Below are 23,950 nucleotides of genomic sequence, written 5' to 3'. Positions count from 1 at the left end.
TCAGCCCCTCTTCCAGCCGTCGCCCCACTGCTGCCGCGCGGGCTCGGGGCTCGCCGGACTCGTCTCGCTGTGCGCGTGGTACTCCACCGACTCCGCCGTCAGCTGCATGAACGCCTCTTCCAGCGAGGCCTGTTGCGGGCTCAGCTCGTGCAGCGTGATGCGGTGCTGGGCCGCCAGTTCACCGATGTGCTCGGCCTTGCCGCCGTCCACCTCCAGCACCCCCTCGGCACCCTCCACGGCCACGACCCCCGCCTGGTGCAGCACATCGAGCAGCTGCTCCCGCTGCGGACTGCGAACCCGGACGTAACTGCGTGAGTTGCGGTCGATGAAGTCCGCCATGGAGGTGTCCGCGAGCAACCGGCCCTGCCCGATGACGACGAGGTGGTCGGCCGTCAGCGCCATCTCGCTCATCAGATGGGAGGAGACGAACACGGTCCGGCCCTGTGCGGCGAGCGATTTCATCAGGGTGCGGATCCAGTGGATGCCCTCGGGGTCGAGGCCGTTGACCGGCTCGTCGAACATCAGGATCCGCGGGTCGCCGAGCAGCGCGGCCGCGATGCCGAGCCGCTGCCCCATGCCCATCGAGAAGCCCTTGGTCTTCTTCTTCGCGACCGCCGTCAGTCCGACCGTCTCCAGCACGTCCCGCACCCGGCCGCGCGCGATGCCGTTGCTCTGCGCGAGGCACAGCAGATGGTTGTAGGCGGTGCGCCCGCCGTGCCAGGCCTTGGCCTCCAGCAGGGCGCCGATGTACGTCAGCGGGTCCTTCAGCTGCTGGTAGCGCTTGCCGTCGATCCGGACGTCGCCGGCGGTCGGGTGGTCGAGCCCCAGGATCATCCGCATGGTCGTGGACTTGCCCGCGCCGTTCGGCCCGAGGAAGCCGGTGACGATGCCCGGTCTGACGGTGAAGGACAGGTTGTTGACCGCCACCTTCTCGCCGTACCGCTTCGTCAGCCCCTCGAGCTCAATCATGCCGCCACGCTAGAACGTGACAAAGCCCTCTGCCACCCGAGCGGCAGAGGGCTTTGCCGGAGATTCAGATTCCGTGCGCCGGGCTGTTACCGGGACTGCTGCGCCGGGACCCCACGGGAGATCGGCTCGTCCTCGGCCGGCGTACCGGCGGCGGCCACCGCGGCGCCCGTGAGCGTCGCGAGCATCTCGCGGACGTTCGTCAGCTGGGCGTTGATGCTGTCGCGGCGGTTGGTGAGGGCGGCCAGCTCGCGCTCGGATTCCGAACGGATGCGGTCGGCCTTGGCGTTGGCGTCGGCCACGATGTCCTCGGCCTGGCGCTGGGCCGTCTCCACCGTCTGGCGGGCGCGGCGCTCGGCGTCCGTGCGCAGCTTCTCGGCCTCCAGGCGCAGCTGCTCGGCGCGGTGCTCGATCTCGGCCAGGCGCTTCTCGGCCTTGGCCTGACGGGAGGCCAGGTCGCGCTCGGACTGCTCGCGGCGCTTGGCGAGGTTCGTCTCGAAGTCGGCGGCGGCCTGCGCGGCCTTCGCACGGGTCTCCTCGAAGAGGGCGTCCGCCTCCTCACGCTTGGACTGCGCGTCCTTCTGCGCCTCGGAACGCAGCTGGGAGGCGTCGCTCTTGGCCTTCTCGACGATCCGCAGGCCCTCGTCCTCGGCCTTCGCCTTGCGCTCCGCCGAGTACGACTCGGCGTCGTTGCGCACCTGCTGGGCCGCCGACTCGGCGAGCTCGCGGTGCTGCTCGGCCGCGCGCCGGGCCTCGTCGCGCAGGTCCTTCGCCTCTTCCTCGGCGAGGCGGAGGATCTTCTCCACGCGCGCACCGAGACCCGCGTACGACGGTTCGGCGTCGGTGACCTGGGCCTGGGCGTTCTGCGTCTCGAGGTGGAGCTCCTCGATGCGCTTTTCCAGAGCGGTGATGCGGGCGAGAGCGCTGTCACGGTCGGAGACGAGCTTGGAGATACGTTCGTCCACCTGAGCGCGGTCGTACCCACGCCGCACAAGCTCGAAGCCGTAGGGGGAAGTGTCGCTCATGGGGTTCCTGTCGAATGAGACCGGTGAGGTGATAGGTGGAATCCTAGGGGCCGAAACGGTGTGTCATCGAGCGGATGCGCGTTTGATCTGGAAAATGACACCCCTTTTGAGTGGCTATCCCCGGGACCGCTTGCCAAAGACTTGGCCAAAGGCCCCAGCACACACCGGATTCGCCCCGTTTCGCTAGCTATCCGACGACTTGCCACCCGAACGGGGTGCGCCGACCGTCGCACCCGCCTTGACTCCGTTGTCCTTGCCCGCGGCGGGGGCCTCGAAGGACTCCAACGCCTCCAGGACGTCCTGGACACGGGAGATCTCGGCGTTGATGTCCTCGCGGCGGCGGACCAGCACCTCCAGCTCGCGCTTGCCCTCCTCGACCGTGCGCTTGGCCTCGCGGATCGCCTCGGCCTTGAGCTCCTCGGCCTCCCGGACCAGCGTGGACTTCTTCTGCTCGGCCTCCTTGAGCAGCCCCTCCGCCTTCTTCACCGCGGCGATACGGACCTTGCCCGCCTCGGAGTTGGCCTCCGAGACGATCTCCTTGGCCTTCGCCTGCGCCTTCGCCAGCTGCTCCTCGGCCGCCTTGACGAGCGCGTCGCAGCGGTCGCCGGCCGACTTCATCGCCTCGGCCGACTCCCGGCGGGCCCGCTCGTGCAGCTCCTCGATCTCGGAGGTGATGCGGTCGCGCAGCTCCTCGGCGCGCTCCCTGATCTGCGTGGCGTCCCGGCGCGCACCGACCAGCAGCTCGTCCGCGTCCGTACGGGCCTTCTCCACCCGGGAGTTGCCCTCGACCGTCGCCTCGGAGACGAGCCGGTCGGCCTCCTTGCGGGCCGCGCCCACCATGGTGTCGGCCCGCGACTCGGCCTCCGCGGTGGTCTTGTGCGCCTGCTGCTGCGCCTCGGTCAGCAGCTTGTCCGCCTCGGCCGTGGTCTCCGTGATGAGCTTGTCGACCTGCTCGGCCGCCTCGGAGCGCCGCTTGTTGGCGTCCTTGCGGGCCTCGTCCAGCGTGCGGTCGGCCTCCTCGCGGGCCTTGCTGACGAGCCGGTCCGCCTCCGCCTCCGCATCGGTCTTCACCCGCGCGGCCTCGGCACGGACCCGCTCCGCGTGCTGCTGCGCCGAACCCACAGTCTCGGCGGCCTCGGCCCGCAGCCGCTCGGCCTCCCCGGTGGCCTCGCCAACCAGCTGCTCGGCCTTGGCGACCGACTCCGCGCGCACCCGCTCGGCCTCCGCGGCCGCCTCGGAACGGACCCGCTCGGCCTCGGCGACGGTGTCCATGCGCAGCCGGTCGGTCTCCTGGACCGTCTCCGTCGTGAGCCGCTCCGCCTCGCCCCGCGCCTCGGTGATGAGCGTGTCCGCCTGCGTCGCCGCGTCCGACCGGATGCGGTTGGCGTCCTCCCGGGCGTCCGCCCGGGTGCGCGAGGCGGCCTGCTCGGCCTCGGCGATCGCGTCCGACGCCTCCGTGCGCACCCGCTGGGCGTGCTCGGCGACATCCGTGCGGATCCGCTCCGCCTCCGAGATCGCCTCGGACATCGTCCGCTCGGCGAGCGCCTTGGCGGCCTCGGTCTCCTCGTGCGCCTCGCGCCGCAGCCGGCTCGCGTCCTCGCTCGCCCGCTCCCGCTCGGCGTAGGCGTCGGAACGGACCCGGTCCGCCTCCTCCTGGGCCTCCCGGCGCGTACGGTCCGCCACGTGCTCGGCGGCGCTGCGCAGGCCGGTGATCTCCTCCTGCGCCTGTTCGTGCAGCCCCGCGACGGAGTCCCGGACCTGCTGGGCGTGCTGCTCGGCCGCCGACACCATCTCCGTGGCACGCCGGTCGGCCTCCTCGACCAGCCGTACGGCCTCGGTCTGGGCCTCCTCCACGCGCTTGCGCGCCGAGGCCAGCAGCTCCTCGCTCTGCTCCCGGGCCCGCTCGCGCTCCTGGTCGGCCTCCTGCCGGGCGCTGCCGAGGAGTTCCTCGGCCTCGCGGCGGCGCCGGTTGGCCTCCTCCTGGGCGGCGGCCAGTGTCTCCGAGGCCTCCGTGGCGAGCCGCTCGGCGGCGGCCTGCGCCTCGGCGCGCATCCGGTCGGCGCTCTCCTGCGCCTCCGACTTCAGCCGCTCGGCCTCGGTCGCCGCCTCCGAACGCAGCCGTACGGCGACGGCCTCGCCCTCGGCGCGCGAGGCGGACGCGTCCGACGCGGCCTCGTCACGCAGCCGCTCGGCCTCCGCCTCGGCCTGCTGCTGGAGCGTACGGATCCGCTCCGCGGCCTCGGCGCGCAGCCGCTCGTTCTCCTCGGCGGCCTCACGGCGCAGCCGCGCGGCCTCTTCGCGGGCGTCCGACAGCGCCTGCTCGGCGGCCGTCAGCCGCTCCTCGGCCTCCCGCTGGAGCCGGGCCAGCTCCTCGGCGGCCTCCGCCCGACGGGCCTCTATGGCCCGCTCGGTCTCCTCGTGCAGCTCCCGGGCCGCGCGCTCGGCGTCCTCCTTGAGCGCCTCGGCCTGCTCGACGACCTCCTCGCGGTGCCGCTCGGCCTCCTGCCGGGTGCGCTGGAGGGTCTCCTCGGCCTGCCGGCGCAGGGTCGTCGCCCGCTCGATGGCTTCGGTACGGACCTTCTCGCTGTCCGCCTGGGCCGTCGTACGCAGCTCGTCCGCGTCCGCCTTGGCCTTGGCGAGCAGCTCCTCGGCGGACTTCGCCGCCTCCTCGATCTGCGCCACGGCCTCCTTGCGGGCCTCGGCGCGGATCTTCTCGCCCTCGTCGACCGCGTCCGCCCGCAGCTGCTCGGCCTCGCCGCGCAGCCGGCGGGCCTCCTCCTGCAGCTCGACCGTCTTGGCGCGGTACTCCTTGGTGTCGTCCTTCGCCGCGCCCTTGAGCTGCTCGGCGATGTCGTGCGCCTCGGCCCGCAGCCGGTCCGCCTCGGCCTCGGCCTCGGAGCGGATCCGCTCGGCCTCCTCGGCCGCGGCCCTGGTGGTCTTCTTCGCGTCCTCCGCCGCCTTGTCCAGGACCTCCTCGGCGGTCTTGGCCGCCTTGGACAGCTGGGTCGCGGTCTCCTCGGCGGTGAGCGTGCGGGCCTTCTCGGAGGCCTCCGCGACGATCTTCTCCGCCTCGGCCCTGGCGTCCGCGACGATCTGCTCGGCCTCGGTCTTGGTGTTCTCGGCCTCCTTGGTGGCCTCCTCGACCAGCCGGGCGACCTGCTCCTTGGCGGTGCGCGTGCGCGTCTCGTTCGCGGACTCGGCGCTCGCCAGGGCCTTGGCGGCGGCCTCCTTGGCCTCCGTGATCAGCTTCTCCGACTCGGCCTGCGCCTTGCGCAGCGCCTCCTCGGCCTCGGCCATCCGCTGCTCGGCGGCCTTGCTGAGCTCCTGGGCCTCGCGGCGGGTGGACTCCGACTCCGAGGCGCTGGACGTGCGCAGCTGCTCCGCGTGGTCGGTGGCCTCCTGGGCCTGCGTGGATGCGGCGTTGAGCAGCCGCTCGGCGTCCGTGCGGGCGCGGCGCAGGATCTGCTCGGCCTCGGACCGGGCTTCCTCGGCCGCGCCCGTCAGCCGCTGCCTGGCCTCGGTCGTCAGCCGTTCCGCCTCGGCGCGGGCGGTGCTCAGGGCCTGCTCGGCCTCGGCGCGGGACTCCTCCAGCAGCCGGCGGGCCTGCTGCTCGGTACGGGCCCGCAGCTGCTCGGCCCACGCCACGTTCTCGTTGACGTGCGACTCGACCGTCTGGCGGCGCTCGGACAGCTCCTGGTCCAGCTGCTGGCGGCGGGTCACCGCCTCCTGGTGCAGCTCGGCCTGGAGACGGGCCGCCTGCTCGGCGTGCTCCTGGAGGATCCGCTGGGTCTGGGCCCGGGCCTCGCTCAGCTCCCGGTCGGCGTCCGCGCGGATCTGGTCGGCCTGCACCTGAGCGTTGCGCAGCAACTGCTCGGCCTGCCAGCCGATGTCGCCCCCCTCGAAGGAGGGCCGGGACATGATGGTGCGCCGCGCCTCGTGCAACTTGGCGCGCAGCACCTCGACCTGGTAGCCGAGGTCCTCGGCGTGCTGGATCGCCTTTTCCCGTTCGGTCTTCAGCCGCTTCATCTCGGCTTCGAACCGAGAGAGGTGGTCGACGTCAGCCGCCGGCTCTCGCTCCTGGCTCTCGTAGCCCCGCACTGCGCGGTCCCATCCGTCCCCTGGTCGCAACTCTTTCCGAACGAGCTCCGTCCATCCGCCGAACGGGGCCCCCGGGGAATGGTGTCAGATCATCGGCGGAGCAGAGGCTGCTGCCCCGACGCTCGTCCCCCGAAACCCGGACCCCGGTGGTCCTGCCGTCGCACGGCGGGACCGCGGTCACCCTGGACTGAGCGGCGACCGCCCCCAACCCTACCGGCCCCTATGTACGAGCATCAGTGCTCAGGTGACTCAACAGGCGCCGAAGTGACCAGTTCTGTCAGTACGCCATGACAGTCCTTGGGGTGCAGGAAGGTGATCCGTGACCCCATGGAACCGACTCGCGGCTCTTCGTACAGCACGCGTACGCCCTTGCCCTTGATCGCCTCGGCGTCACCGTCGACATCCGCCGTACCGAAGGCGATGTGGTGGACGCCCTCGCCGTTCTTCGCGAGCCACTTCGCGACGGTGGAGTCGTCCCGGGTCGGCTCCAGGAGCTGCAGGTACGTGGCGCCGCCGTCGGACGTCTCGTTGATCTTGAGCATGGCCTCGCGCACGCCCTGCTCCTCGTTGACCTCGGAGTGGAACACCTCGAAGCCGTAGGTGGCACGGTAGAACTCGACGGTCTTGTCGAGGTCGAAACAGGCGATTCCGATGTGGTCGATTCGCGTCAGCATGGATTCAGTGCAACGCCCCCGAGGTGGTTACGCAACGTGCGCGCGATCACACCGACGGCCCGATGACGGCACGGAGTGCCACTCAGTACATTCGAAGTAAACCCTCGTTCACTCCTCGGCTGTGCAGGCCGGTAAGGGGATCGCAGCTCATGACTTCTGGAACGTCCGGAACTTCCGGAGCGAACAGCTCGGTGATCGTCGCGGGCGCGCGTACGCCCATGGGACGGTTGCTCGGATCGCTGAAGTCCTTCTCCGGAGCCGACCTCGGCGGCTTCGCGATCAAGGCCGCCCTCGACCGTGCGGGGATCGGCGGCGACCAGGTGCAGTACGTGATCATGGGGCAGGTGCTCCAGGCCGGCGCGGGGCAGATCCCGGCCCGCCAGGCCGCGGTCAAGGCCGGCATCCCGATGAACGTGCCGGCACTGACCATCAACAAGGTGTGCCTGTCCGGCCTCGACGCCATCGCGCTCGCCGACCAGCTCATCCGCGCGGGTGAGTTCGACGTGGTCGTCGCCGGTGGCCAGGAGTCCATGACCAACGCGCCGCACCTGCTGCCGAAGTCCCGTGAGGGCTTCAAGTACGGCGCCGTGGAGATGCTCGACGCGATGGCGTACGACGGGCTGACCGACTCCTTCGACGGTGTTGCCATGGGCGAGTCCACCGAGAAGCACAACACCCGGCTGGGCATCGCGCGGCCCGAGCAGGACGAGATCGCCGCGCTGTCGCACCAGCGAGCCGCCGCCGCGCAGAAGAACGGCCTCTTCGAAGCCGAGATCACGCCCGTCGAGATCCCGCAGCGCAAGGGCGACCCGGTGCTGTTCAGCAAGGACGAGGGCATTCGCGGTGACACCACCGCGGAGTCGCTCGGCAAGCTGCGTCCCGCCTTCGCCAAGGACGGCACGATCACGGCCGGTTCCGCCTCGCAGATCTCCGACGGTGCCGCCGCCGTCGTCGTGATGAGCAAGGCCAAGGCGCAGGAGCTGGGCCTGGAGTGGATCGCCGAGATCGGCTCGCACGGGAACGTGGCCGGGCCGGACAACTCGCTGCAGTCGCAGCCGTCCAACGCGATCCTGCACGCGCTGAAGAAGGAGGGGCTGGAGGTCTCGGACCTCGACCTCATCGAGATCAACGAGGCGTTCGCCGCCGTCGCCGTGCAGTCCATGAAGGACCTCGGGGTGTCCATCGAAAAGGTGAATGTCAACGGTGGTGCGATTGCCCTGGGTCACCCGATCGGGATGTCCGGTGCCCGGCTGGTGCTGCATCTCGCGCTGGAGCTGAAGCGGCGTGGCGGTGGCGTGGGTGCGGCCGCGCTGTGCGGTGGTGGTGGGCAGGGTGACGCGCTGATCGTGCGCGTTCCCAAGGCCTAGGCCTGAGTTTCGGTACGTCCCTCGACGGTACGTCCCTCATGGGTACGTCCCCTATCTGAACGGAGCTGTGATGCAGGACGTCTCCACCCTGGTGGCCCAGGCCAGGGAAGGCCGGCCGCGGGCCGTGGCCCGGCTGATCTCCCTGGTGGAGGGGGCGTCCCCGCAGCTGCGGGAGGTCATGGCGGCGCTGGCTCCGCTGACGGGCGGGGCGTACGTGGTGGGGCTGACCGGGTCGCCCGGGGTCGGCAAGTCCACGTCGACCTCGGCGCTGGTCTCCGCGTACCGCAAGCAGGACAAGCGGGTCGGCGTGCTCGCCGTCGACCCGTCGTCCCCGTTCTCGGGCGGTGCGCTGCTCGGGGACCGGGTGCGGATGTCGGAGCACGCGTCCGACCCGGGCGTGTACATCAGGTCGATGGCCACGCGCGGGCATCTGGGCGGGCTGGCGTGGGCCGCGCCGCAGGCGATCCGGGTGCTGGATGCCGCCGGCTGTGACGTGATCCTGGTCGAGACGGTGGGGGTGGGACAGTCGGAGGTGGAGATCGCCTCGCAGGCGGACACGTCCGTGGTCCTGCTCGCCCCGGGGATGGGGGACGGGATCCAGGCGGCCAAGGCCGGGATCCTGGAGATCGGGGACGTGTACGTCGTGAACAAGGCGGACCGGGACGGGGCGGACGCGACGGCTCGCGAGCTGAACCACATGCTGGGGCTGGGGGAGTCGCGGAGGCCGGGTGACTGGCGTCCGCCGATCGTGAAGACGGTCGCCGCGCGGGGGGAGGGCGTCGACGAGGCCGTCGAGGCGCTGGAGAAGCACCGGGCCTGGATGGAGGAGCGGGGGGTCCTCGCGGAGCGGCGTCTTTCCCGGGCCTCGCGGGAGGTCGAGACGATCGCGGTGACGGCGTTGCGGGAGCGGATCGGTGACCTGCACGGGGACCGCCGCCTCGGGGCGCTGGCGGAGCGGATCATCGCGGGCGAACTGGACCCCTACCGTGCGGCTGACGAGCTGGTCGCGGGGTTGACGCAGGGCTGAGGCGGCAGACACGTCAGCCACGGCACGGGCTTCGCGAGCGGGTGCGCTTCACGTGACGCCGGGTGGGGGTTCGCGTCTTCGCGTGGCGCCGGGTGGGGGGCGGGGCCGCGCCGGGGGGTGTCCGTCCTCGGAACGGCGCGATGGGGCTTCATACCGACTCACTGTCCGTTGACGCGCCAACCGCTGCGGGCGGACACCCCCCGACACGGCCCCTTGCGTGGTCCGGCGGGTGCGGGAGCGCTTCGCTGCGCGTCGTCGGCAGCGGCCCCGGCTGCGCCTGGCGGCGGGCGCGCGCAGCCGCCCAGCTGCGGGCATGCGTGCCGCTGAGGGCGGCACGGGTGGGCGCAGCGGCACCCCGTTGCGCCGGGCTGCGAAACCCCCCGGCCTCAGCAGCGACGCCGGGTGCCTCGATATGCCGGGTCGCGGAGCCGGTCGGCCCCGGGGTCCTGGGGACGCCGGGGCCGGGGAGAGGGGCTGTCGGGGTCAGTCCTGGTCGTCCGCGTCGTCCTGGTCGTCGGCGCGGTCCGCCGTGACCTTGCCCGAGGTGAGGTCGATCTTCCAGTCCTGCTCGGCCCCGCCGGACTTGCGCGTCTCGGCCTCCCAGGACTTGTCCTTGCCGTCCTCGTCGAGGTCCACGGACGTCACCACGCCCTTGGCGGCGGCAGCCTTCGCCGCCTCCTCGGCCGTCACCGACGAGCCCTTCAGAGCCGCCCGCACCTGCGCCGTGTCGTCCTCGTCGTCGGCGTGCGACCCGAGGACCTTGCCGCTGGCCGGGTCGACGCTCACGCTGCGCCAGGTGTTGTCGCCCGCCAGCACGTCGACCGTCCAGACGACCTTGCCGCCGTCGTCCTCGTCGTCCAGCTCGGCGGAGACCACCGTGCCCGACGTGTGCTTCAGCGCGGAGGCGATCGCCTCCGACGCCGTCACGTCCGCCGACGCCGCCTTACGGGCGTCGTCGTCCCGGTCGCGGTCGTCGTCCCGGTCGTCCCGGTCGTCGTCGTTCGACAGCTGCGTGGTGGCCGCCTGCCGCTCCGGGGCCCGGTCGTCACCCGACGTCGCGAGGGCCGTGGCCGTCCCGCCTCCGATCAGAGCGGCGGCGGTCACAGCGGCGATCACGATGTTGCGCTTCATTCGGATTCCTCCCGAGTCGTTTCGCTTTCGATGTCTTCGACTCTGGCCGACGGAGGCTGAGAGGAAGCTGAAGCCCCCTGAAGTGATCTTCAGGTTGCCTTTGCGACTCTTTACGCATGCGCCTGTTGATCGTGGAGGACGAGAAGCGGCTGGCCCTGTCGCTCGCGAAGGGCCTGACGGCCGAGGGGTACGCCGTGGACGTCGTCCACGACGGACGGGAGGGGCTGTACCGGGCCTCGGAGGGCACCTACGACCTGGTCATCCTCGACATCATGCTGCCCGGCCTCAACGGCTACCGGGTCTGCGCAGCCCTGCGCGCCGCCGGGCACGAGGTGCCGATCCTGATGCTGACCGCCAAGGACGGCGAGTACGACGAGGCCGAGGGGCTCGACACCGGTGCGGACGACTATCTGACCAAGCCGTTCTCGTACGTCGTGCTCGTCGCCCGGGTCAAGGCGCTGCTGCGGCGGCGCGGGCAGGGCGCCGGGGCCTCGCCCGTGCATGTGCACGGGGATCTGAAGGTGGATACGGCGGCTCGGCGGGTGTTCCTCGGTGAGGACGAGATCGCCCTCACTGCCAAGGAGTTCTCCGTGCTGGAGCAGCTCGTGCTGCGGGCCGGTGAGGTGGTGTCCAAGTCGGAGATCCTGGAGCACGTGTGGGACTTCGCGTACGAGGGTGATCCGAACATCGTCGAGGTGTACGTCAGCACGCTGCGGCGCAAGCTGCGGGCGGGGCTGATCCGGACCGTGCGCGGGGCCGGCTACCGGCTGGAGACGTCGTCGTGAGCCGGCTGTTCGGGTCTGTCCGGGCGCGAGCCACGCTGGGAGCGACCCTGGTGGTCGCGGTGGCGCTCGTCGCCGCCGGGGCCGCCGTGCTGCTGTCCCTGCGCTCCAACCTGATCGGCGAGGCCGGTACCCAGGCGGAGCGCTCCGCGCGGGCCGTCGCCTCAGAGCTGGCCGCCGGGACGCCGTACGGCAAGCTCTCGGGACTGGACGGCGACGACGGACCCGTGCAGGTCCTGGACGAGCACGGGCGGCTGGTCGCGGCCAGTGAGGATCTGGAGAAGATCAGCGGGGCCGGCAGCGAGCAGGTGAAGCCGCGGCCGGCGGTGAAGCCGACGGCCGACGACGATGACGACTCCGACGACGCGGACGAGTCTCTCGAAGCCGGTGAGATCTCCGGGGAGAGCGTCTTCAGCAACGGGTCGGCGACGATCGACGGGGACGCGGAGGACTACCGGTTCGCCGCCGTCGAGGTGGAGACCCACGACCGGGGACAGCTCAAGGTCTACGCCGGTGCCCCGCTGGCCGCCGAGCACGGCGCCGTGCGGACCGCGCTGACCGTGATGCTGATCGGCTTCCCGCTGCTGCTCGGTGTCGTCGCGGCCGTGACCTGGCTGGTCACCCGGCGGGCCCTGCGGCCGGTGGAGGGGATCCGGCGCGAGATGGCCGCGATCACCCAGTCCGAGGACCTCGCGCGGCGCGTTCCGGAGCCGGACACGCACGACGAGATCGCCCGGCTCGCCAGCACCACCAACGAGACGCTCGCGGCGCTGGAGACGTCCGTGGAGCGCCAGCGGCGCTTCGTTGCCGACGCCTCCCACGAGCTGCGCAGCCCCATCGCCTCGCTGCGCACCCAGCTGGAGGTGGCCGCCGCGCATCCCGAACTGCTGGATCTGGACGGGGCGGTGGAGGACACCGTGCGGTTGCAGCGGCTGGCGGCCGACCTGCTGCTGCTCGCCCGGCTGGACGCGGGGGAGCGGCCCAGCGACACCCGGGTGGACCTCGCCGGGCTGGCCCGGGAGGCGGCCGAGGGGCGGTCGGGTATCACCGTGGAAGCGGAGCCGGTGGAGGTGGCCGGATCGCGGGGGCAGTTGGAGCGGGTGCTCGGCAATCTGCTCGACAACGCCCAGCGGCACGCCCGGTCGGCCGTGACCGTGCAGGTGCGGAGCGAGGGCGACCGGGCCGTGGTCGGGGTGGCCGACGACGGTGACGGGGTGCCCGAGGACGACCGGGAGCGGATCTTCGAGCGGTTCGTCCGGCTGGACGCGGCCCGTAGCCGCGACGACGGCGGAGCCGGGCTGGGGCTGGCCATCGCCCGCGATGTGGCGGTCCGGCACGGCGGGACGCTCACGGCCGGACGGGGGCCCGCAGGCGGAGCCCTGTTCGAACTCCGCCTGCCGCTCGTCCAGCGGGGACCGCGGTAGCGGCGCCGCGGTCAGGGGCGTCCGCGCTGGCCGCGCAGGTGCTCCGCGATGGGCTTGAGGGCCTTGTCGAGCTCGATCAGGGCCTCGGGGGGCAGCAGGTCGATGAAGTGCCTGCGCACGGATGCCACATGGTGGGGCGCGACCTTCTGCATCGTCGTCATCCCGTGGTCGGTCAGGACCGCGTAGAGCCCCCGGCGGTCCGACTCGCAGTTCTCCCGCCGGACCAGGTTCGCGTTCTCCATGCGCGTGATCTGGTGCGAGAGGCGGCTCTTGGACTGGAGGGTGGCGGACGCGAGGTCGCTCATCCGCATCCTCTGGCCCTCGGACTCGGAGAGATTCACCAGGATCTCGTAGTCGTTCATTGTCAGGCCGAACGGCTGCAGGTCTTTTTCGAGCTGGTACGTCAACAGCCTGTTGACCTCCAGGTGGGTGCGCCAAGCGCACTGCTCCGCATCGGTCAGCCAGCGGGTGGCCGTCTCGGTCTCCATGAATGAAGTCTACCTAAAATGTTGAAAGGCGAACTAGTGAGGGGTGGCATGTGGCATCGCTCGCCTGGCGAACAGCTGTGCGCAGACGTTCGATGTCACACTCCGCAGACTACCGCTCACAGCCCGAAGCGACGCTGGAGGTCCCCCAGCTGTCCGGGAAGGCGCGGTACACCGGACTGCCCCGCCTGGGGGCTGTGCGCCCCGCCGCCGGGCACACCCGCCTGGTGCGGAACGGTCCCCGTGACCTGCTCGGCCATCAGGGTCTCGGACGACTGGAGCAGCACCGTCCCGGCGCCGACGAACTCGAACTGGTGCTCCTCGCCGGAGGCCCCGCCCAGGCCCGTCAGTGCACGTAGACCGCCCATCACCCCGGTCATGTACCCATGGTCGTAGTGGTGGCACGGAGAGGGGCAGTCGGCCCAGCCGACCAGGGCCTGGGGGTCGACCCGGATCGGGGGTTCCATGAACACCACCGGTCCGTTCGACGCGGCCACGAACTTTCCGGTTCCGATGAGCGTCAGAAAACCCGGCACGATTGATTGCTTCAGTGACAGAGTTGGCTGAAAAGCAAGCAGGTTGCCAGAGCGAATGGTCAGGTTGCCGTCCTCGAGGTCGTACGAATTGACGTCGAAGGCCCGGTCGGCGAGGAGCATCTTGCCCGAGCCCTCCGCCACGACCCAGTCGCTCGCGTGCAGTGGCGAATGGAACGATGTGCGCACGAGACGGTCCAGCCGGCCGTGTCCGACGCCGTTGAAGTCGATCGAGCCGTAGTAGGCGATCATCTTCCCCTTCTGCAGGAACCACTGGCTGCCCTTCAGTTCCACGCAGAAGGTGTAGGGATTGACGTTGTCGTCGGCCGGCAGCGTCGCCGGGTCGAGGACCGCGGGCCCGGCGCCCGGGGTTCCGTAGGTGCTCACAGCTTCTCCTCCGACGCCTGGACGTACACCGCACCGCTGCCGCTCAGCTCCAGCTGGAACGCCTCGCCCGAGCCGCGGCCCACCATGTCCCGCCAGCCGAGCGCCGTGGACAGCTTGTTGCGGACGTCGCCGTGGTGGGCGACGTAGGCCTGCGGGTCCACATGGACCGGCCGCTGGGGGCTGATGGGGATCTCGATGACGCCGCCGTGCGCCATGACCGCGACGGCCCCGTGGCCCTTCAGCGTCGTCGTGAACAGCCCCTGGCCGCTGACCTGGCCGCGCACCATGCCCATGACGCCGCCCTGCGAGCCCAGGAACATCGTGCCCTGCTGGAGCGTGCCCTCGAAGGCCAGGAGGCGGTCGGCCTCCACGTACAGCGTGTCGCCGGAGAGCCGGATCACCTGGATGTGGTGCCCACCGTGCCCGAACAGGACCGTGCCGCTGCCCTCGACGGACATCAGGGGGGTGTCCTCGTTCGCCACCCGGCGGCCGATCATCGACATGATCCCGCCCTGGCCGCCCGCCATGTTGGGCGTGAACGACACCTCGCCCTGGTAGGCGAGCATCGCGCCGCGCTGACTGAACAGCCGCTGCCCCGGCGCGACCGTCGCCTCGACCATCTTTCCGTTGATCTCCCGGAAGGCCATCTCACACGTCTCCCGCGATCGTGTTCCGCTCGCTCGGCTGCACGTACACCAGGCCGTCCCCCTCGAACCGCATCTGGAAGGCCTCACCGCCGCCCTCCCCGAGCAGCGTGCGGAACGTCACACCGGACTGGAAGGACTGCCGCAGATTCCCCTGGTGCGCCACATACGCCCCCGGGTCGACGGTCAGCGGGTACTGGGCGCTCACCCGCAGCACCACCGCAGGGCCGTCCGACATGATCGCCGCCTGGCCGTGGCCCTCGACGGTCGTCGTGAACAGCCCGTTGCCCTGCGAGGCGCCGCGCAGGCCCGTGAACTCCGTGCCCGTACGCAGCCCGCCGTCGGTCGCGAGCAGGTTGCTCGACTCGACGTACAGTCTGTCGCCCTGGACGCTGACCAGGTTGATCTCGGAGGCGCGGTCCGCGAACCAGCAGGTCCCGCGCCCCTTCACCTCCATCAACGTCATCTGCTCACCGGTCAGCCGCCGGGTCACCATGCCCCGGATGCCCTCGCCGCCACCGCTGAGCTTCTTGAAGGCCATCTCGCCGTCGTACGCGACCATCGAGCCGTTCTTCGCCTTCACGGCATCCCCGGTCATGTCGACGGCGAGCACCTTGCTGCTCTGAAGTCGGAACATCGCCACGACTGGAAGGTAGCCGCAGGCCGGGCCCCCGGGACAGGGCCCGTGGGTGGAGAACGTCCCTGAGCGCACCCCTAGGGGCCGGGGCGCGCGGCGGTTTGCCACAATGGGCCGGACGCTTGTGCGCGTGTTCACAAACTGTTTCTCTCCCATCGAAGGTGACCCGTGGACCTCAAGACCGCCACCGCCATCCGCCGCCTCCGCCTGGTCTCGGCCCCCGAGGCGATCTCCTTCCTCCTCCTGCTGATCTGCTCGGTGCTGAAGCGGACCACGGACTTCAACGCCGTACCGGTGATGGGCGCGGTGCACGGCGCCCTGTTCGTGCTGTACGTGATCTTCTGGGCGGACGCGTGGAACCGGGCCAAGTGGTCGCTGAAGACCGCCGCGCTGTACTTCGTCCTCTCGGTGCTGCCGGCCGGCGGGTTCTTCGCCGAGCGCATGCTGCGGCGTGAGGCCGAGGACGCGGTCATCGCGTCCCGCGCCCGTCAGGAAGGCGTGGTGGGCGCGTGATCGTCGCCTTCTCCGTGACGCCGCTCGGCGTCGGTGAGGACGTGGGGGAGTACGTCGCCGACGCCGTGCGGGTGGTGCGCGAGTCCGGGCTGCCGAACCGCACCGACGCGATGTTCACGTCCGTCGAAGGGGAGTGGGACGAGGTCATGGACGTCGTCCGGCGCGCGGTCGCCGCGGTCGAGCGACGGGCACCCCGGGTCTCCCTCGTCCTCAAGGCGGACATCCGCCCCGGCGTGACGGACGGCCTCACATCCAAGGTGGAGACCGTGGAGCGGCACCTCGCCGAGTAGCCACCGGCACGGCCGCGACCCGACGGCCCCGTGGCGGTCCGCCCGAAGGGCGAGACGGGGCTGACCGCCATGTGACCGGCCGGTAAGGTCTGGTTCGTGCCGAAGCCGCTCAGTCTCTCCTTCGATCCGATCGCGCGCGCCGACGAACGCTGGAAGCAGCGCTGGGGAAACGTGCCGTCCATGGCCGCGATCACCTCGATCATGCGCGCCCAGCAGATCCTCCTCGGCGAGGTCGACGCGGTGGTCCGGCCGTACGGGCTGACGTTCGCGCGCTACGAGGCGCTGGTGCTGCTCACCTTCTCCAAGTCCGGCGAGCTGCCGATGTCCAAGATCGGTGAGCGGCTCATGGTGCACCCCACGTCGGTGACGAACACCGTGGACCGGCTGGTGAAGTCGGGCCTGGTCGCCAAGCGGCCCAACCCCAACGACGGCCGCGGCACCCTCGCCAGCATCACCGACAAGGGCCGCGAGGTCGTCGAGTCGGCCACCCGCGACCTGATGGCGATGGACTTCGGGCTCGGCACGTACGACGCCGAGGAGTGCGCGGAGATCTTCGCGATGCTGCGGCCGCTGCGCGTCGCGGCGGGCGACTTCGAAGAGGAGTGACCCGGGGCAAGATCCCCCGGAACGGGTCGTTACGCTCGACGGCATGAAGAAGAGCGTGCTGACCCGCTACCGGGTCATGGCCTACGTCACCGGTGTGCTGCTCGTCGCGCTGACCCTCGGCATGGTCGGCAAGTACGTCCTCGACCTGGGCGGCGCGGCTGACTTCACCCAGGTGGTCAGCATCGCGCACGGCTGGTTGTACGTCGTGTACCTGATTTTCGCCTTCGACCTCGGCTCCAAGGCGAAGTGGCCGGTCAAGAAGCAGCTGTGGGTGCTGCTGGCCGGCACGATCCCCACGGCCGCGTTCTTCGTGGAGCGCCGGATCAGCCGTGAGCTGGACGGCAGGCTCGCCGAGGACGCGCCCGCGCCGGTCAAGGCCTAGGCACCCCCCGGGACCACCGCCGCACGCGCGCGTGCGGCGGCCGTTCTCACCCGTTCGCCAGGTCACTCCCGTCAGCCATCGACATTTACTAGGACGTCCAAGTAAATTCGAGGGTATGGACGCTGACGCCATCGAGGAGGGCCGCCGCCGCTGGCAGGCCCGGTACGACGCCGCACGCAAGCGCGAGGCCGACTTCACCACGCTCTCCGGCGACCCCGTGGAGCCGGTGTACGGGCCGCGGCCCGGGGACACCTATGAGGGGTTCGACCGGATCGGCTGGCCCGGGGAGTACCCCTTCACCCGCGGCCTGTACGCGACCGGCTACCGAGGGCGGACGTGGACCATCCGGCAGTTCGCCGGGTTCGGCAACGCCGAGCAGACCAACGAGCGCTACAAGATGATCCTCCGCAACGGCGGGGGCGGGCTCTCCGTCGCCTTCGACATGCCGACGCTGATGGGCCGCGACTCCGACGACCCGCGCTCGCTCGGCGAGGTCGGGCACTGCGGGGTCGCCATCGACTCGGCGGCCGACATGGAGGTCCTGTTCAAGGACATCCCGCTGGGCGACGTCACGACGTCGATGACCATCAGCGGCCCGGCCGTCCCCGTCTTCTGCATGTACCTGGTCGCCGCCGAACGGCAGGGCGTCGACCCGTCCGTCCTCAACGGCACGCTCCAGACGGACATCTTCAAGGAGTACATCGCCCAGAAGGAGTGGCTCTTCCAGCCCGAGCCGCACCTGCGCCTCATCGGCGACCTCATGGAGCACTGCGCGGCCGGCATCCCCGCGTACAAGCCGCTGTCCGTCTCCGGCTACCACATCCGCGAGGCCGGGGCGACGGCCGCGCAGGAGCTGGCCTACACGCTCGCGGACGGCTTCGGGTACGTCGAGCTGGGCCTGTCGCGCGGTCTTGACGTGGACGTCTTCGCCCCCGGCCTGTCCTTCTTCTTCGACGCGCACGTCGATTTCTTCGAGGAGATCGCCAAGTTCCGCGCGGCCCGGCGGATCTGGGCCCGCTGGATGCGTGACGTCTACGGCGCCCGGTCCGAGAAGGCCCAGTGGCTCCGCTTCCACACCCAGACCGCGGGGGTCTCCCTCACCGCGCAGCAGCCGTACAACAACGTCGTACGAACCGCCGTCGAGGCCCTGGCGGCCGTGCTCGGCGGGACGAACTCGCTGCACACCAACGCCCTCGACGAGACCCTCGCCCTGCCCAGCGAGCAGGCCGCGGAGATCGCCCTGCGCACCCAGCAGGTGCTGATGGAGGAGACCGGTGTCGCCAACGTGGCCGACCCGCTGGGCGGTTCCTGGTACATCGAGCAGCTGACCGACCGCATCGAGGCCGACGCGGAGAAGATCTTCGACCAGATCAAGGAGCGCGGGCTGCGGGCGCACCCCGACGGGCGGCACCCCATCGGCCCGATCACCTCCGGGATCCTGCGCGGGATCGAGGACGGCTGGTTCACCGGGGAGATCGCCGAGTCGGCGTTCCGGTACCAGCAGGCGCTGGAAAAGGGCGACAAGAGGGTCGTCGGCGTGAACTGCCACGACGGTTCGGTGACCGGGGACCTGGAGATCCTGCGGGTCAGCCACGAGGTGGAGCGCGAGCAGGTCCGGGTGCTGGGCGGCCGCAAGGCGGCCCGTGACGACGCGGCGGTGCGCACCGCGCTCGACGCGATGCTGGCCGCCGCCCGCAGCGGCGCCAACATGATCGAGCCGATGCTGGACGCGGTCCGGGCTGAGGCCACGCTCGGAGAGATCTGCGGCGTGCTCCGGGACGAGTGGGGGGTCTACACCGAGCCCGCCGGCTTCTGACCCGCGGGCCAGGCCCTAGTCGCCCAGGCCGTGCAGCAGCACTCTGGTGAAGCCGCGGACCCATTCCTCGTCCGCCGGTTCCGCGCTCACCAGGGTGCGGTGGACCACCGCACCCGCCACCATGTCGAAGATCAGGTCCACCGTGCGCGCGGACGAGTCGGGGTCCGGCTCCGGGGGCAGTTCGCCCCGGGCCTGGGCCCGCGCGCGGCCCTCCAGGACCAGCCGCTTCTGCCGCTCGACGACCGATGCCCGGATGCGCTCGCGCAGGGCGTCGTCGCGGGTGGCCTCCGCCACCACCGCCATCAGACCGCTCTTCGCCTCCGGGAGAGCGAGGATCGTGGCGAACTGAAGGACCACGCCCTCGATGTCCGCGGCCAGGGAGCCGCGGTCGGGCAGTTCCAGCGCGTCGAAGAGTTCCGCGACGGCGTCGACGACCAGTTCGTTCTTGCCCGCCCAGCGGCGGTAGAGCGTGGTTTTCGCAACCCCGGCCCGCGTCGCGACGTCTCCCAGGGTGAGCTTGGACCAGCCCAGTTCCACGAGCGCCGCACGCGTCGCGGCCAGGATCGCGGCGTCCGCCGCGGCGCTGCGCGGACGCCCGGTGCGGCTGGCTGGGCTGCGGCTCTGCATCTCACGACCATAAACCGGCGGTTCCTGTGTGGCCGTGAGGGAGATCACCGGGGGGTGGTGTCCCGGCTCCCCGGCATGGCATTACGCTACGACTCGTAGCGAAAGCCCGTGAGGGACGTACACGGGCCTCGGCACACACGGCGTGGGGTGGGGACCCGGCGCCGCAGGGCACTGACCGGCCCGGCTTTCACACCGTTTTTCACACACGCGCGCAGGACGGGGGAGGATAGGCGCATGCAGCCACGGAACATGTCCATGAGCGGAGTCGTCGACCTCGCCGCGGTGAAGGCGGCCCAGGAGGCCAAGGCGAAGGCGGAGCAGGCGCGCGCGCAAGCAGCCCGGGAGGGCGGGACGGGGGCGATCTCCCCGGCCGATCTCGTCATCGACGTCGACGAGGCGGGGTTCGAGCGGGATGTCCTGCAGCGTTCCGCCGAGGTACCCGTCGTCATCGACTTCTGGGCCGAGTGGTGTGAGCCCTGCAAGCAGCTCAGCCCGGTCCTGGAGCGGCTGGCCGTCGAGTACAACGGCCGGTTCCTGCTCGCCAAGGTCGACGTCGACGCCAACCAGATGCTGATGCAGCAGTTCGGCATCCAGGGAATCCCCGCGGTGTTCGCGGTCGTCGCGGGGCAGGCGCTGCCGCTCTTCCAGGGCGCGGCGGGCGAGGCGCAGATCCGCCAGACCCTCGACCAGCTGGTGCAGGTCGGCGAGCAGCGCTTCGGTCTGACCGGTCTCACCGTCGACCCCGAGGCCGTGCCGGGCGGTGCCCCGGCGGCGGCCGCCGAGCAGCCGGCCGGCCCGTACGACGGGCTCCTGGAGGCGGCCGTGCAGGCGCTGGACTCGGGCGACCTGCCCGGCGCCGTCCAGGCGTACAAGAACGTGCTGAACGAGGACCCGGGCAACGAGGAGGCCAAACTGGGCCTCGCACAGGCCGAGTTGCTCCAGCGGGTGCAGGGCGTCGACCCCCAGCAGGTGCGCCGGGACGCGGCGGACAAGCCGGCCGACGTGCAGGCGCAGATCGCCGCGGCCGACCTGGATCTGGTGGGCGGCCATGTGGAGGACGCCTTCGGCCGGCTCATCGAGACCGTGGGGCGCACGGTGGGTGACGACCGGGACACCGTGCGGATGCGGCTGGTGGAGCTGTTCGAGGTCGTCGGGCCCGACGATCCCCGCGTGATCGCGGCGCGCAGGGCCCTGGCGCGCGCCCTGTTCTGACCAGTCGTTAAACGCGCGGGCTTGTGGTGCCCGCGTGAAAAGTCTGCCCAGAGAACGTCACTGCGGCCGCGCTTTACCAAAACTTGGTAATCGCGGCCGCTGTTACTGCGAGTAAGTCACGGGCGTTGATCTGTCGGTTTCTGTCCATCGATCAACAGCTTTGTACCGCCGTTCGGCAGCACCCTGTGTGGCCGACCGAGACCGATGGGTCGTTGTTCGGTTATCCGGCCGTTACTAGCCAGTAACGAACCCCCTTGTGCGGGCGGCGAGAATGCACCACGATCGGCCACGCTCGGTCCATTCCCGTACCCCGGCAGCCGGTTGGGTCACGGGACAACCTGGGTCCCCACCGAGCAGAGCCGGCGGCAGTGGCGCCGGCTCTTGGACAGGGGGGTCTTCACCCTTCCGGTGAAGCCTGTCCAGCAGGGTTGTGCGTGATGCGTGTCAGGCGCGACCAGTGGTTGTCGCTCGGGGGTGATCGCCGGTGATTCGGGCGCAGTTGCGCCGCCGAGTGCAGGCGCTCTCCTTCCCGAGGACGTAGCACTTCTCCCATCCCTGCCCGGCTGAGCGCCAATCGGGGCGAGCCAGGACAGGAGATGTACGTCCGAGAAGGAGGAAATATGGAGTCCCAGGTGCGTGGCGGGACCAGATGGAAGCGGTTCGCTGTGGTCATGGTGCCCAGCGTCGCCGCCACGGCTGCGATAGGTGTCGCCCTCGCGCAGGGCGCTCTCGCCGCGTCGTTCAGTGTCTCCGGTCAGTCGTTCAAGGTCACGACCGACCAGCTCGTCGGTACGGGCTTCTCGCAGTACGGCGCCCTCGATGAGGGATACACGATGGACGGCAAGAAGGCCGTCCACCCGGTCGCCGTCTCGTCGTTCAAGCAGGCGACGATCAAGAACCTGTGCCAGTCGGTCGTCACCCCGAACATTCCGGTGCTCGGGAACGTCAGCCTGATCCTGCGCGCGGGTCAGGGTGCGAAGCCGGTGGAGGCCCAGAACCTCTACATCGACGTCGCCGACCTCAGCGCCGATGCGACGTTCGAGAACATCGACATCGGTGTGGCGGCCAAGGACGCCACCAAGGGTCCGGCCATGCGGAAGGGCGAGTCGGCCAACCCGTACGGCTTCGCCCAGCAGGCGGACAAGGCGACCCTGACCGACGTGAAGCAGACGGCGTGGGCGACCACCGCCGGAACCTTCAAGCTCAGCGGCCTGAAGATGTCGCTGTCGACGGGTGTCAAGGAGTGCTACTAAGCACTCGATGACGGGCGGGGGAGCCGGTGGCGCCCCCGCCCGTCCACCTTCCGGCCGCGCCTTCACGCGGGGCCCACATCACCACCACAGCAACGCTGTACCAGGGAGCTGTTTTTCCATGAGCGCCGAGACTCCTGCCGCCACCGGCCAGTTCACCGTCCGGAGGCAGCAGTTCCGCGCCTGGCGGGGTGAGCGGCCGTTCTGGGCCGGGCTGTTCGTCCTCATCAGTGGACTGCCCATCGCCTACTTCCCGTACGCCAACCTCCAGATCGGTCACCTGACGCTGGCGATGGCGACCACCGCGGGTGCCGGGTCCCTGATCATCGGCGTGCTGCTCGTCGTACTGGGCGTGAGCCTCTGGTTCCAGAAGCACGTCCGCGTCTTCGCGGGAGTCGCGGCGATCCTGCTGGCGCTGGTGTCCATTCCCGTGTCCAACCTCGGCGGCTTCCTCATCGGCTTCCTCTTCGCCCTCGTGGGCGGGGCGATGGCCGTGGCCTGGGCGCCGGGCGCACGTCCCGCGGGACAGCCCGCCGCGATGGCCGCCACCGGCACGGGCGGGGCTCCCGAGGCCACGGACCACGACACCGCGGTGCTGCGGCCCGTGGACGGGGTGGACGAGCCGAACGATCTGTCAGGAACGAACCCGGCCAACGGGGCGAACGGGAGGCACAGTGCCGGCTGACGAGGTGACCCACGGGGCTGATGTGGAGGCATCCCGTGTGAGAACCGGGCCGCGCCACGCGGCACCCAAGAAGCCGCTGTTCACCAGGTTCAACAGGCCGGCCGGCAAGGCGATAGCCATGGCGGCCATGCCGACGGCGGTGCTCATGGGCATGGGCTTCACATCGACGCTCGCCATAGCCGACAGCGACACCCCGGCGGCGCCGACCTCCAAGAGCCTGACGGCCGACGAGTACAAGGACTGCGTGGCGGCCCTGGAGGACTCCGACAAGGACTCCAAGGACGACGCGTCCGCCTCGCCCACGCCGTCCCCCTCGGCGAGCGACGGCGCGACGGACGAGAAGGACGAGAAGGGCGACACCGCCCCGAAGCCGTCCCCCTCGGGTGGCACGGAGGCGAACAACGGCGGTTCCTCTTCGTCGGATTCAGGTTCCGACGACAAGGCCGAGCCGAAGCCGACCCCGTCCACCAGCGCGCCCGCCACGGGCGGCGACGACGCGGACACCACGCCGTCCCCCTCGCCGTCCGAGAGCGGCGGCAACATCCTGGAGGACATCGGCGACGCGATCGGCGGCATCTTCAACGGCGGGAAGGGCGAGGACAAGGACGGCGCGAGCCCCTCCCCGACCCCGTCCGCCTCGGCGTCGCAGAGCGCCGAGAAGCCCGCCGAGGACGCCTCCGGTGCCGTGAAGGACACCACCGACAAGGTCGAGGACACCGTCAAGGACACCACCGACAAGGTGTCCGGCACGGTGAAGGACACCGGCAAGACGGTCGAGGACACCACCGAGGCCGCCGAGAAGGCCGTCGAGGACGCGGCGGAGAAGGCGAAGGAGGCGAAGGAGGCCACCGCCTCGCCGAGCCCCTCCCCGAGCTCCGGCACGGACGCCGACGACTGCCCCGCCGCCACCGACGCCGAGGGCGGCGTCGACAACAAGGTGCCGCTGCCGGACGACCCCTGGTTCCTCAACGCCAGCTCGCTGACGCTGAAAGGCGCCGACTACAAGGGCGTCGTCGAGGTGCGGACCGCCAACGGCACCGTCAAGAAGGTGCTGAAGTACGTCATCTCCGGCGGCACCGACATCGGCGACCTGCACCAGACCGTCAAGGACAAGCAGTCCGGCAAGACCTACCACGTGCAGGCCGCCAAGGGCTCGACGTCCACGATCCGCGACGGCGACACCGTGATGTACACGGAGAGCATCTCCGGCAACCTGCTCGGGCTGATCCCGATCACGTTCGACCCGGAGCACCCGCCGCCGCTGAACATCCCGCTGATCTACTTCACCAACGTGAAGGTCCAGCAGGCCGGCCAGTTCGGCGGAACCCTGCACGTGCCGGGGCTGCACAACTTCGTCACCGACTGAGCGCCCACCGAGGCCCGTTCGGG

Annotated in this window: 23 protein-coding genes; 13 read left to right on the top strand and 10 right to left on the bottom strand. The window is 70.7% G+C overall.

Going from position 1 to position 23,950, the window contains the following annotated elements; translation table 11 throughout:
- The 4 genes from ACFZDE_RS27770 to mce all read right to left on the bottom strand — a co-directional run bounded on the left by ACFZDE_RS27770 (position 1) and on the right by mce (position 6,763).
- Entirely contained in the window at positions 1–969 is a 969-nt protein-coding gene (locus ACFZDE_RS27770; protein WP_390993911.1) for an ATP-binding cassette domain-containing protein, read from the bottom strand.
- A gap of 86 nt (positions 970–1,055) precedes the next feature.
- Positions 1,056–1,991 carry a cellulose-binding protein gene (locus ACFZDE_RS27765; RefSeq protein ID WP_390993912.1) on the bottom strand — a complete coding sequence of 312 codons (936 nt, stop codon included), beginning with the start codon at positions 1,989–1,991 and terminating at the stop codon, positions 1,056–1,058.
- 183 nt (positions 1,992–2,174) lie between these two features.
- Positions 2,175–6,089 carry a polarized growth protein Scy gene (gene scy, locus ACFZDE_RS27760; RefSeq protein ID WP_390993913.1) on the bottom strand — a complete coding sequence of 1,305 codons (3,915 nt, stop codon included), beginning with the start codon at positions 6,087–6,089 and terminating at the stop codon, positions 2,175–2,177.
- 233 nt (positions 6,090–6,322) lie between these two features.
- Positions 6,323–6,763 (bottom strand): methylmalonyl-CoA epimerase, encoded by a 441-nt coding sequence (gene mce, locus ACFZDE_RS27755; RefSeq protein ID WP_390993914.1) that lies wholly within the window; start codon positions 6,761–6,763, stop codon positions 6,323–6,325.
- 149 nt (positions 6,764–6,912) lie between these two features.
- Between mce and ACFZDE_RS27750 the strand changes: the two genes are divergently transcribed.
- Both ACFZDE_RS27750 and meaB read left to right on the top strand, forming a co-directional pair.
- Positions 6,913–8,130 (top strand): acetyl-CoA C-acyltransferase, encoded by a 1,218-nt coding sequence (locus ACFZDE_RS27750; RefSeq protein ID WP_391204256.1) that lies wholly within the window; start codon positions 6,913–6,915, stop codon positions 8,128–8,130.
- Positions 8,131–8,200: 70 nt separating this feature from the next.
- Positions 8,201–9,157: a methylmalonyl Co-A mutase-associated GTPase MeaB gene (gene meaB, locus ACFZDE_RS27745; protein WP_391204253.1), complete on the top strand. Its 957-nt coding sequence runs from the start codon at positions 8,201–8,203 to the stop codon at positions 9,155–9,157.
- A gap of 483 nt (positions 9,158–9,640) precedes the next feature.
- On the opposite strand, the gene ACFZDE_RS27740 is transcribed toward meaB, so the two are convergent.
- Positions 9,641–10,288, bottom strand: coding sequence for a PepSY domain-containing protein (locus ACFZDE_RS27740; protein ID WP_391204250.1), 648 nt, complete (start codon positions 10,286–10,288; stop codon positions 9,641–9,643).
- Between the two features lie 116 nt (positions 10,289–10,404).
- Between ACFZDE_RS27740 and ACFZDE_RS27735 the strand changes: the two genes are divergently transcribed.
- Together ACFZDE_RS27735 and ACFZDE_RS27730 are read left to right on the top strand one after the other, a co-directional pair.
- A complete protein-coding gene (locus tag ACFZDE_RS27735) occupies positions 10,405–11,073 on the top strand; it encodes a response regulator (RefSeq protein ID WP_391004262.1) in 669 nt (222 codons plus the stop codon).
- Positions 11,070–12,494, top strand: a complete 1,425-nt coding sequence (locus ACFZDE_RS27730) for an ATP-binding protein (RefSeq protein WP_391204248.1) — start codon at positions 11,070–11,072, stop codon at positions 12,492–12,494. Before ACFZDE_RS27735 ends, ACFZDE_RS27730 begins: the two co-directional genes overlap by 4 nt.
- Positions 12,495–12,505: 11 nt before the next feature.
- Here the strand turns inward: ACFZDE_RS27730 and ACFZDE_RS27725 are convergent, their stop codons facing one another.
- From ACFZDE_RS27725 to ACFZDE_RS27710, 4 genes are all read right to left on the bottom strand, one after another.
- On the bottom strand, positions 12,506–12,982 hold the full coding sequence (locus ACFZDE_RS27725) for a MarR family transcriptional regulator (protein ID WP_391004258.1): 477 nt from the start codon (positions 12,980–12,982) through the stop codon (positions 12,506–12,508).
- A 116-nt stretch (positions 12,983–13,098) separates the two neighbouring features.
- Positions 13,099–13,899 carry an AIM24 family protein gene (locus ACFZDE_RS27720; RefSeq protein ID WP_391004256.1) on the bottom strand — a complete coding sequence of 267 codons (801 nt, stop codon included), beginning with the start codon at positions 13,897–13,899 and terminating at the stop codon, positions 13,099–13,101.
- The gene (locus ACFZDE_RS27715) at positions 13,896–14,546 is read right to left on the bottom strand and encodes an AIM24 family protein (RefSeq protein WP_391004254.1); all 651 of its coding nucleotides are present in this window, start codon (positions 14,544–14,546) and stop codon (positions 13,896–13,898) included. The genes ACFZDE_RS27720 and ACFZDE_RS27715 overlap by 4 nt, the downstream gene beginning before the upstream one ends.
- A 1-nt stretch (position 14,547) precedes the next feature.
- Positions 14,548–15,180 carry an AIM24 family protein gene (locus ACFZDE_RS27710; RefSeq protein WP_184917079.1) on the bottom strand — a complete coding sequence of 211 codons (633 nt, stop codon included), beginning with the start codon at positions 15,178–15,180 and terminating at the stop codon, positions 14,548–14,550.
- 168 nt (positions 15,181–15,348) lie between these two features.
- Between ACFZDE_RS27710 and ACFZDE_RS27705 the strand changes: the two genes are divergently transcribed.
- The 5 genes from ACFZDE_RS27705 (at position 15,349) to ACFZDE_RS27685 (ending at position 18,787) form a co-directional block, all read left to right on the top strand.
- A complete protein-coding gene (locus ACFZDE_RS27705; RefSeq protein ID WP_391204245.1) occupies positions 15,349–15,693 on the top strand; it encodes a DUF3817 domain-containing protein in 345 nt (114 codons plus the stop codon).
- The gene (locus tag ACFZDE_RS27700) at positions 15,690–15,983 is read left to right on the top strand and encodes an MTH1187 family thiamine-binding protein (RefSeq protein WP_030854324.1); all 294 of its coding nucleotides are present in this window, start codon (positions 15,690–15,692) and stop codon (positions 15,981–15,983) included. Before ACFZDE_RS27705 ends, ACFZDE_RS27700 begins: the two co-directional genes overlap by 4 nt.
- Before the next feature lie 96 nt (positions 15,984–16,079).
- Positions 16,080–16,589 carry a MarR family transcriptional regulator gene (locus ACFZDE_RS27695; protein ID WP_391004249.1) on the top strand — a complete coding sequence of 170 codons (510 nt, stop codon included), beginning with the start codon at positions 16,080–16,082 and terminating at the stop codon, positions 16,587–16,589.
- Positions 16,590–16,632: 43 nt separating this feature from the next.
- Positions 16,633–16,971 carry a DUF3817 domain-containing protein gene (locus ACFZDE_RS27690; RefSeq protein ID WP_391004247.1) on the top strand — a complete coding sequence of 113 codons (339 nt, stop codon included), beginning with the start codon at positions 16,633–16,635 and terminating at the stop codon, positions 16,969–16,971.
- Between the two features lie 115 nt (positions 16,972–17,086).
- Positions 17,087–18,787: a methylmalonyl-CoA mutase family protein gene (locus tag ACFZDE_RS27685; RefSeq protein ID WP_391004245.1), complete on the top strand. Its 1,701-nt coding sequence runs from the start codon at positions 17,087–17,089 to the stop codon at positions 18,785–18,787.
- A gap of 15 nt (positions 18,788–18,802) precedes the next feature.
- On the opposite strand, the gene ACFZDE_RS27680 is transcribed toward ACFZDE_RS27685, so the two are convergent.
- A complete protein-coding gene (locus ACFZDE_RS27680) occupies positions 18,803–19,414 on the bottom strand; it encodes a TetR/AcrR family transcriptional regulator C-terminal ligand-binding domain-containing protein (RefSeq protein WP_391004243.1) in 612 nt (203 codons plus the stop codon).
- 234 nt (positions 19,415–19,648) lie between these two features.
- Here ACFZDE_RS27680 and ACFZDE_RS27675 point away from each other — a divergent pair, with 234 nt between their 5' ends.
- The 4 genes from ACFZDE_RS27675 to ACFZDE_RS27660 all read left to right on the top strand — a co-directional run bounded on the left by ACFZDE_RS27675 (position 19,649) and on the right by ACFZDE_RS27660 (position 23,927).
- A complete protein-coding gene (locus ACFZDE_RS27675) occupies positions 19,649–20,626 on the top strand; it encodes a tetratricopeptide repeat protein (RefSeq protein ID WP_391004241.1) in 978 nt (325 codons plus the stop codon).
- Between the two features lie 620 nt (positions 20,627–21,246).
- The gene (locus ACFZDE_RS27670; protein ID WP_248504883.1) at positions 21,247–21,879 is read left to right on the top strand and encodes a DUF6230 family protein; all 633 of its coding nucleotides are present in this window, start codon (positions 21,247–21,249) and stop codon (positions 21,877–21,879) included.
- Between the two features lie 118 nt (positions 21,880–21,997).
- Positions 21,998–22,561, top strand: a complete 564-nt coding sequence (locus tag ACFZDE_RS27665) for a DUF6114 domain-containing protein (RefSeq protein ID WP_391004238.1) — start codon at positions 21,998–22,000, stop codon at positions 22,559–22,561.
- On the top strand, positions 22,551–23,927 hold the full coding sequence (locus ACFZDE_RS27660; RefSeq protein ID WP_391204241.1) for a hypothetical protein: 1,377 nt from the start codon (positions 22,551–22,553) through the stop codon (positions 23,925–23,927). Before ACFZDE_RS27665 ends, ACFZDE_RS27660 begins: the two co-directional genes overlap by 11 nt.
- The last annotated feature ends 23 nt before the right edge of the window (positions 23,928–23,950 follow it).

The sequence above is a fragment of the Streptomyces sp. NPDC007929 genome (assembly GCF_042959065.1).
Classification (GTDB): Bacteria; Actinomycetota; Actinomycetes; order Streptomycetales; family Streptomycetaceae; genus Streptomyces.
The sequence above is the reverse complement of the archived record's forward strand: the minus strand, read 5'-3'. Positions and strand labels throughout refer to the sequence as shown.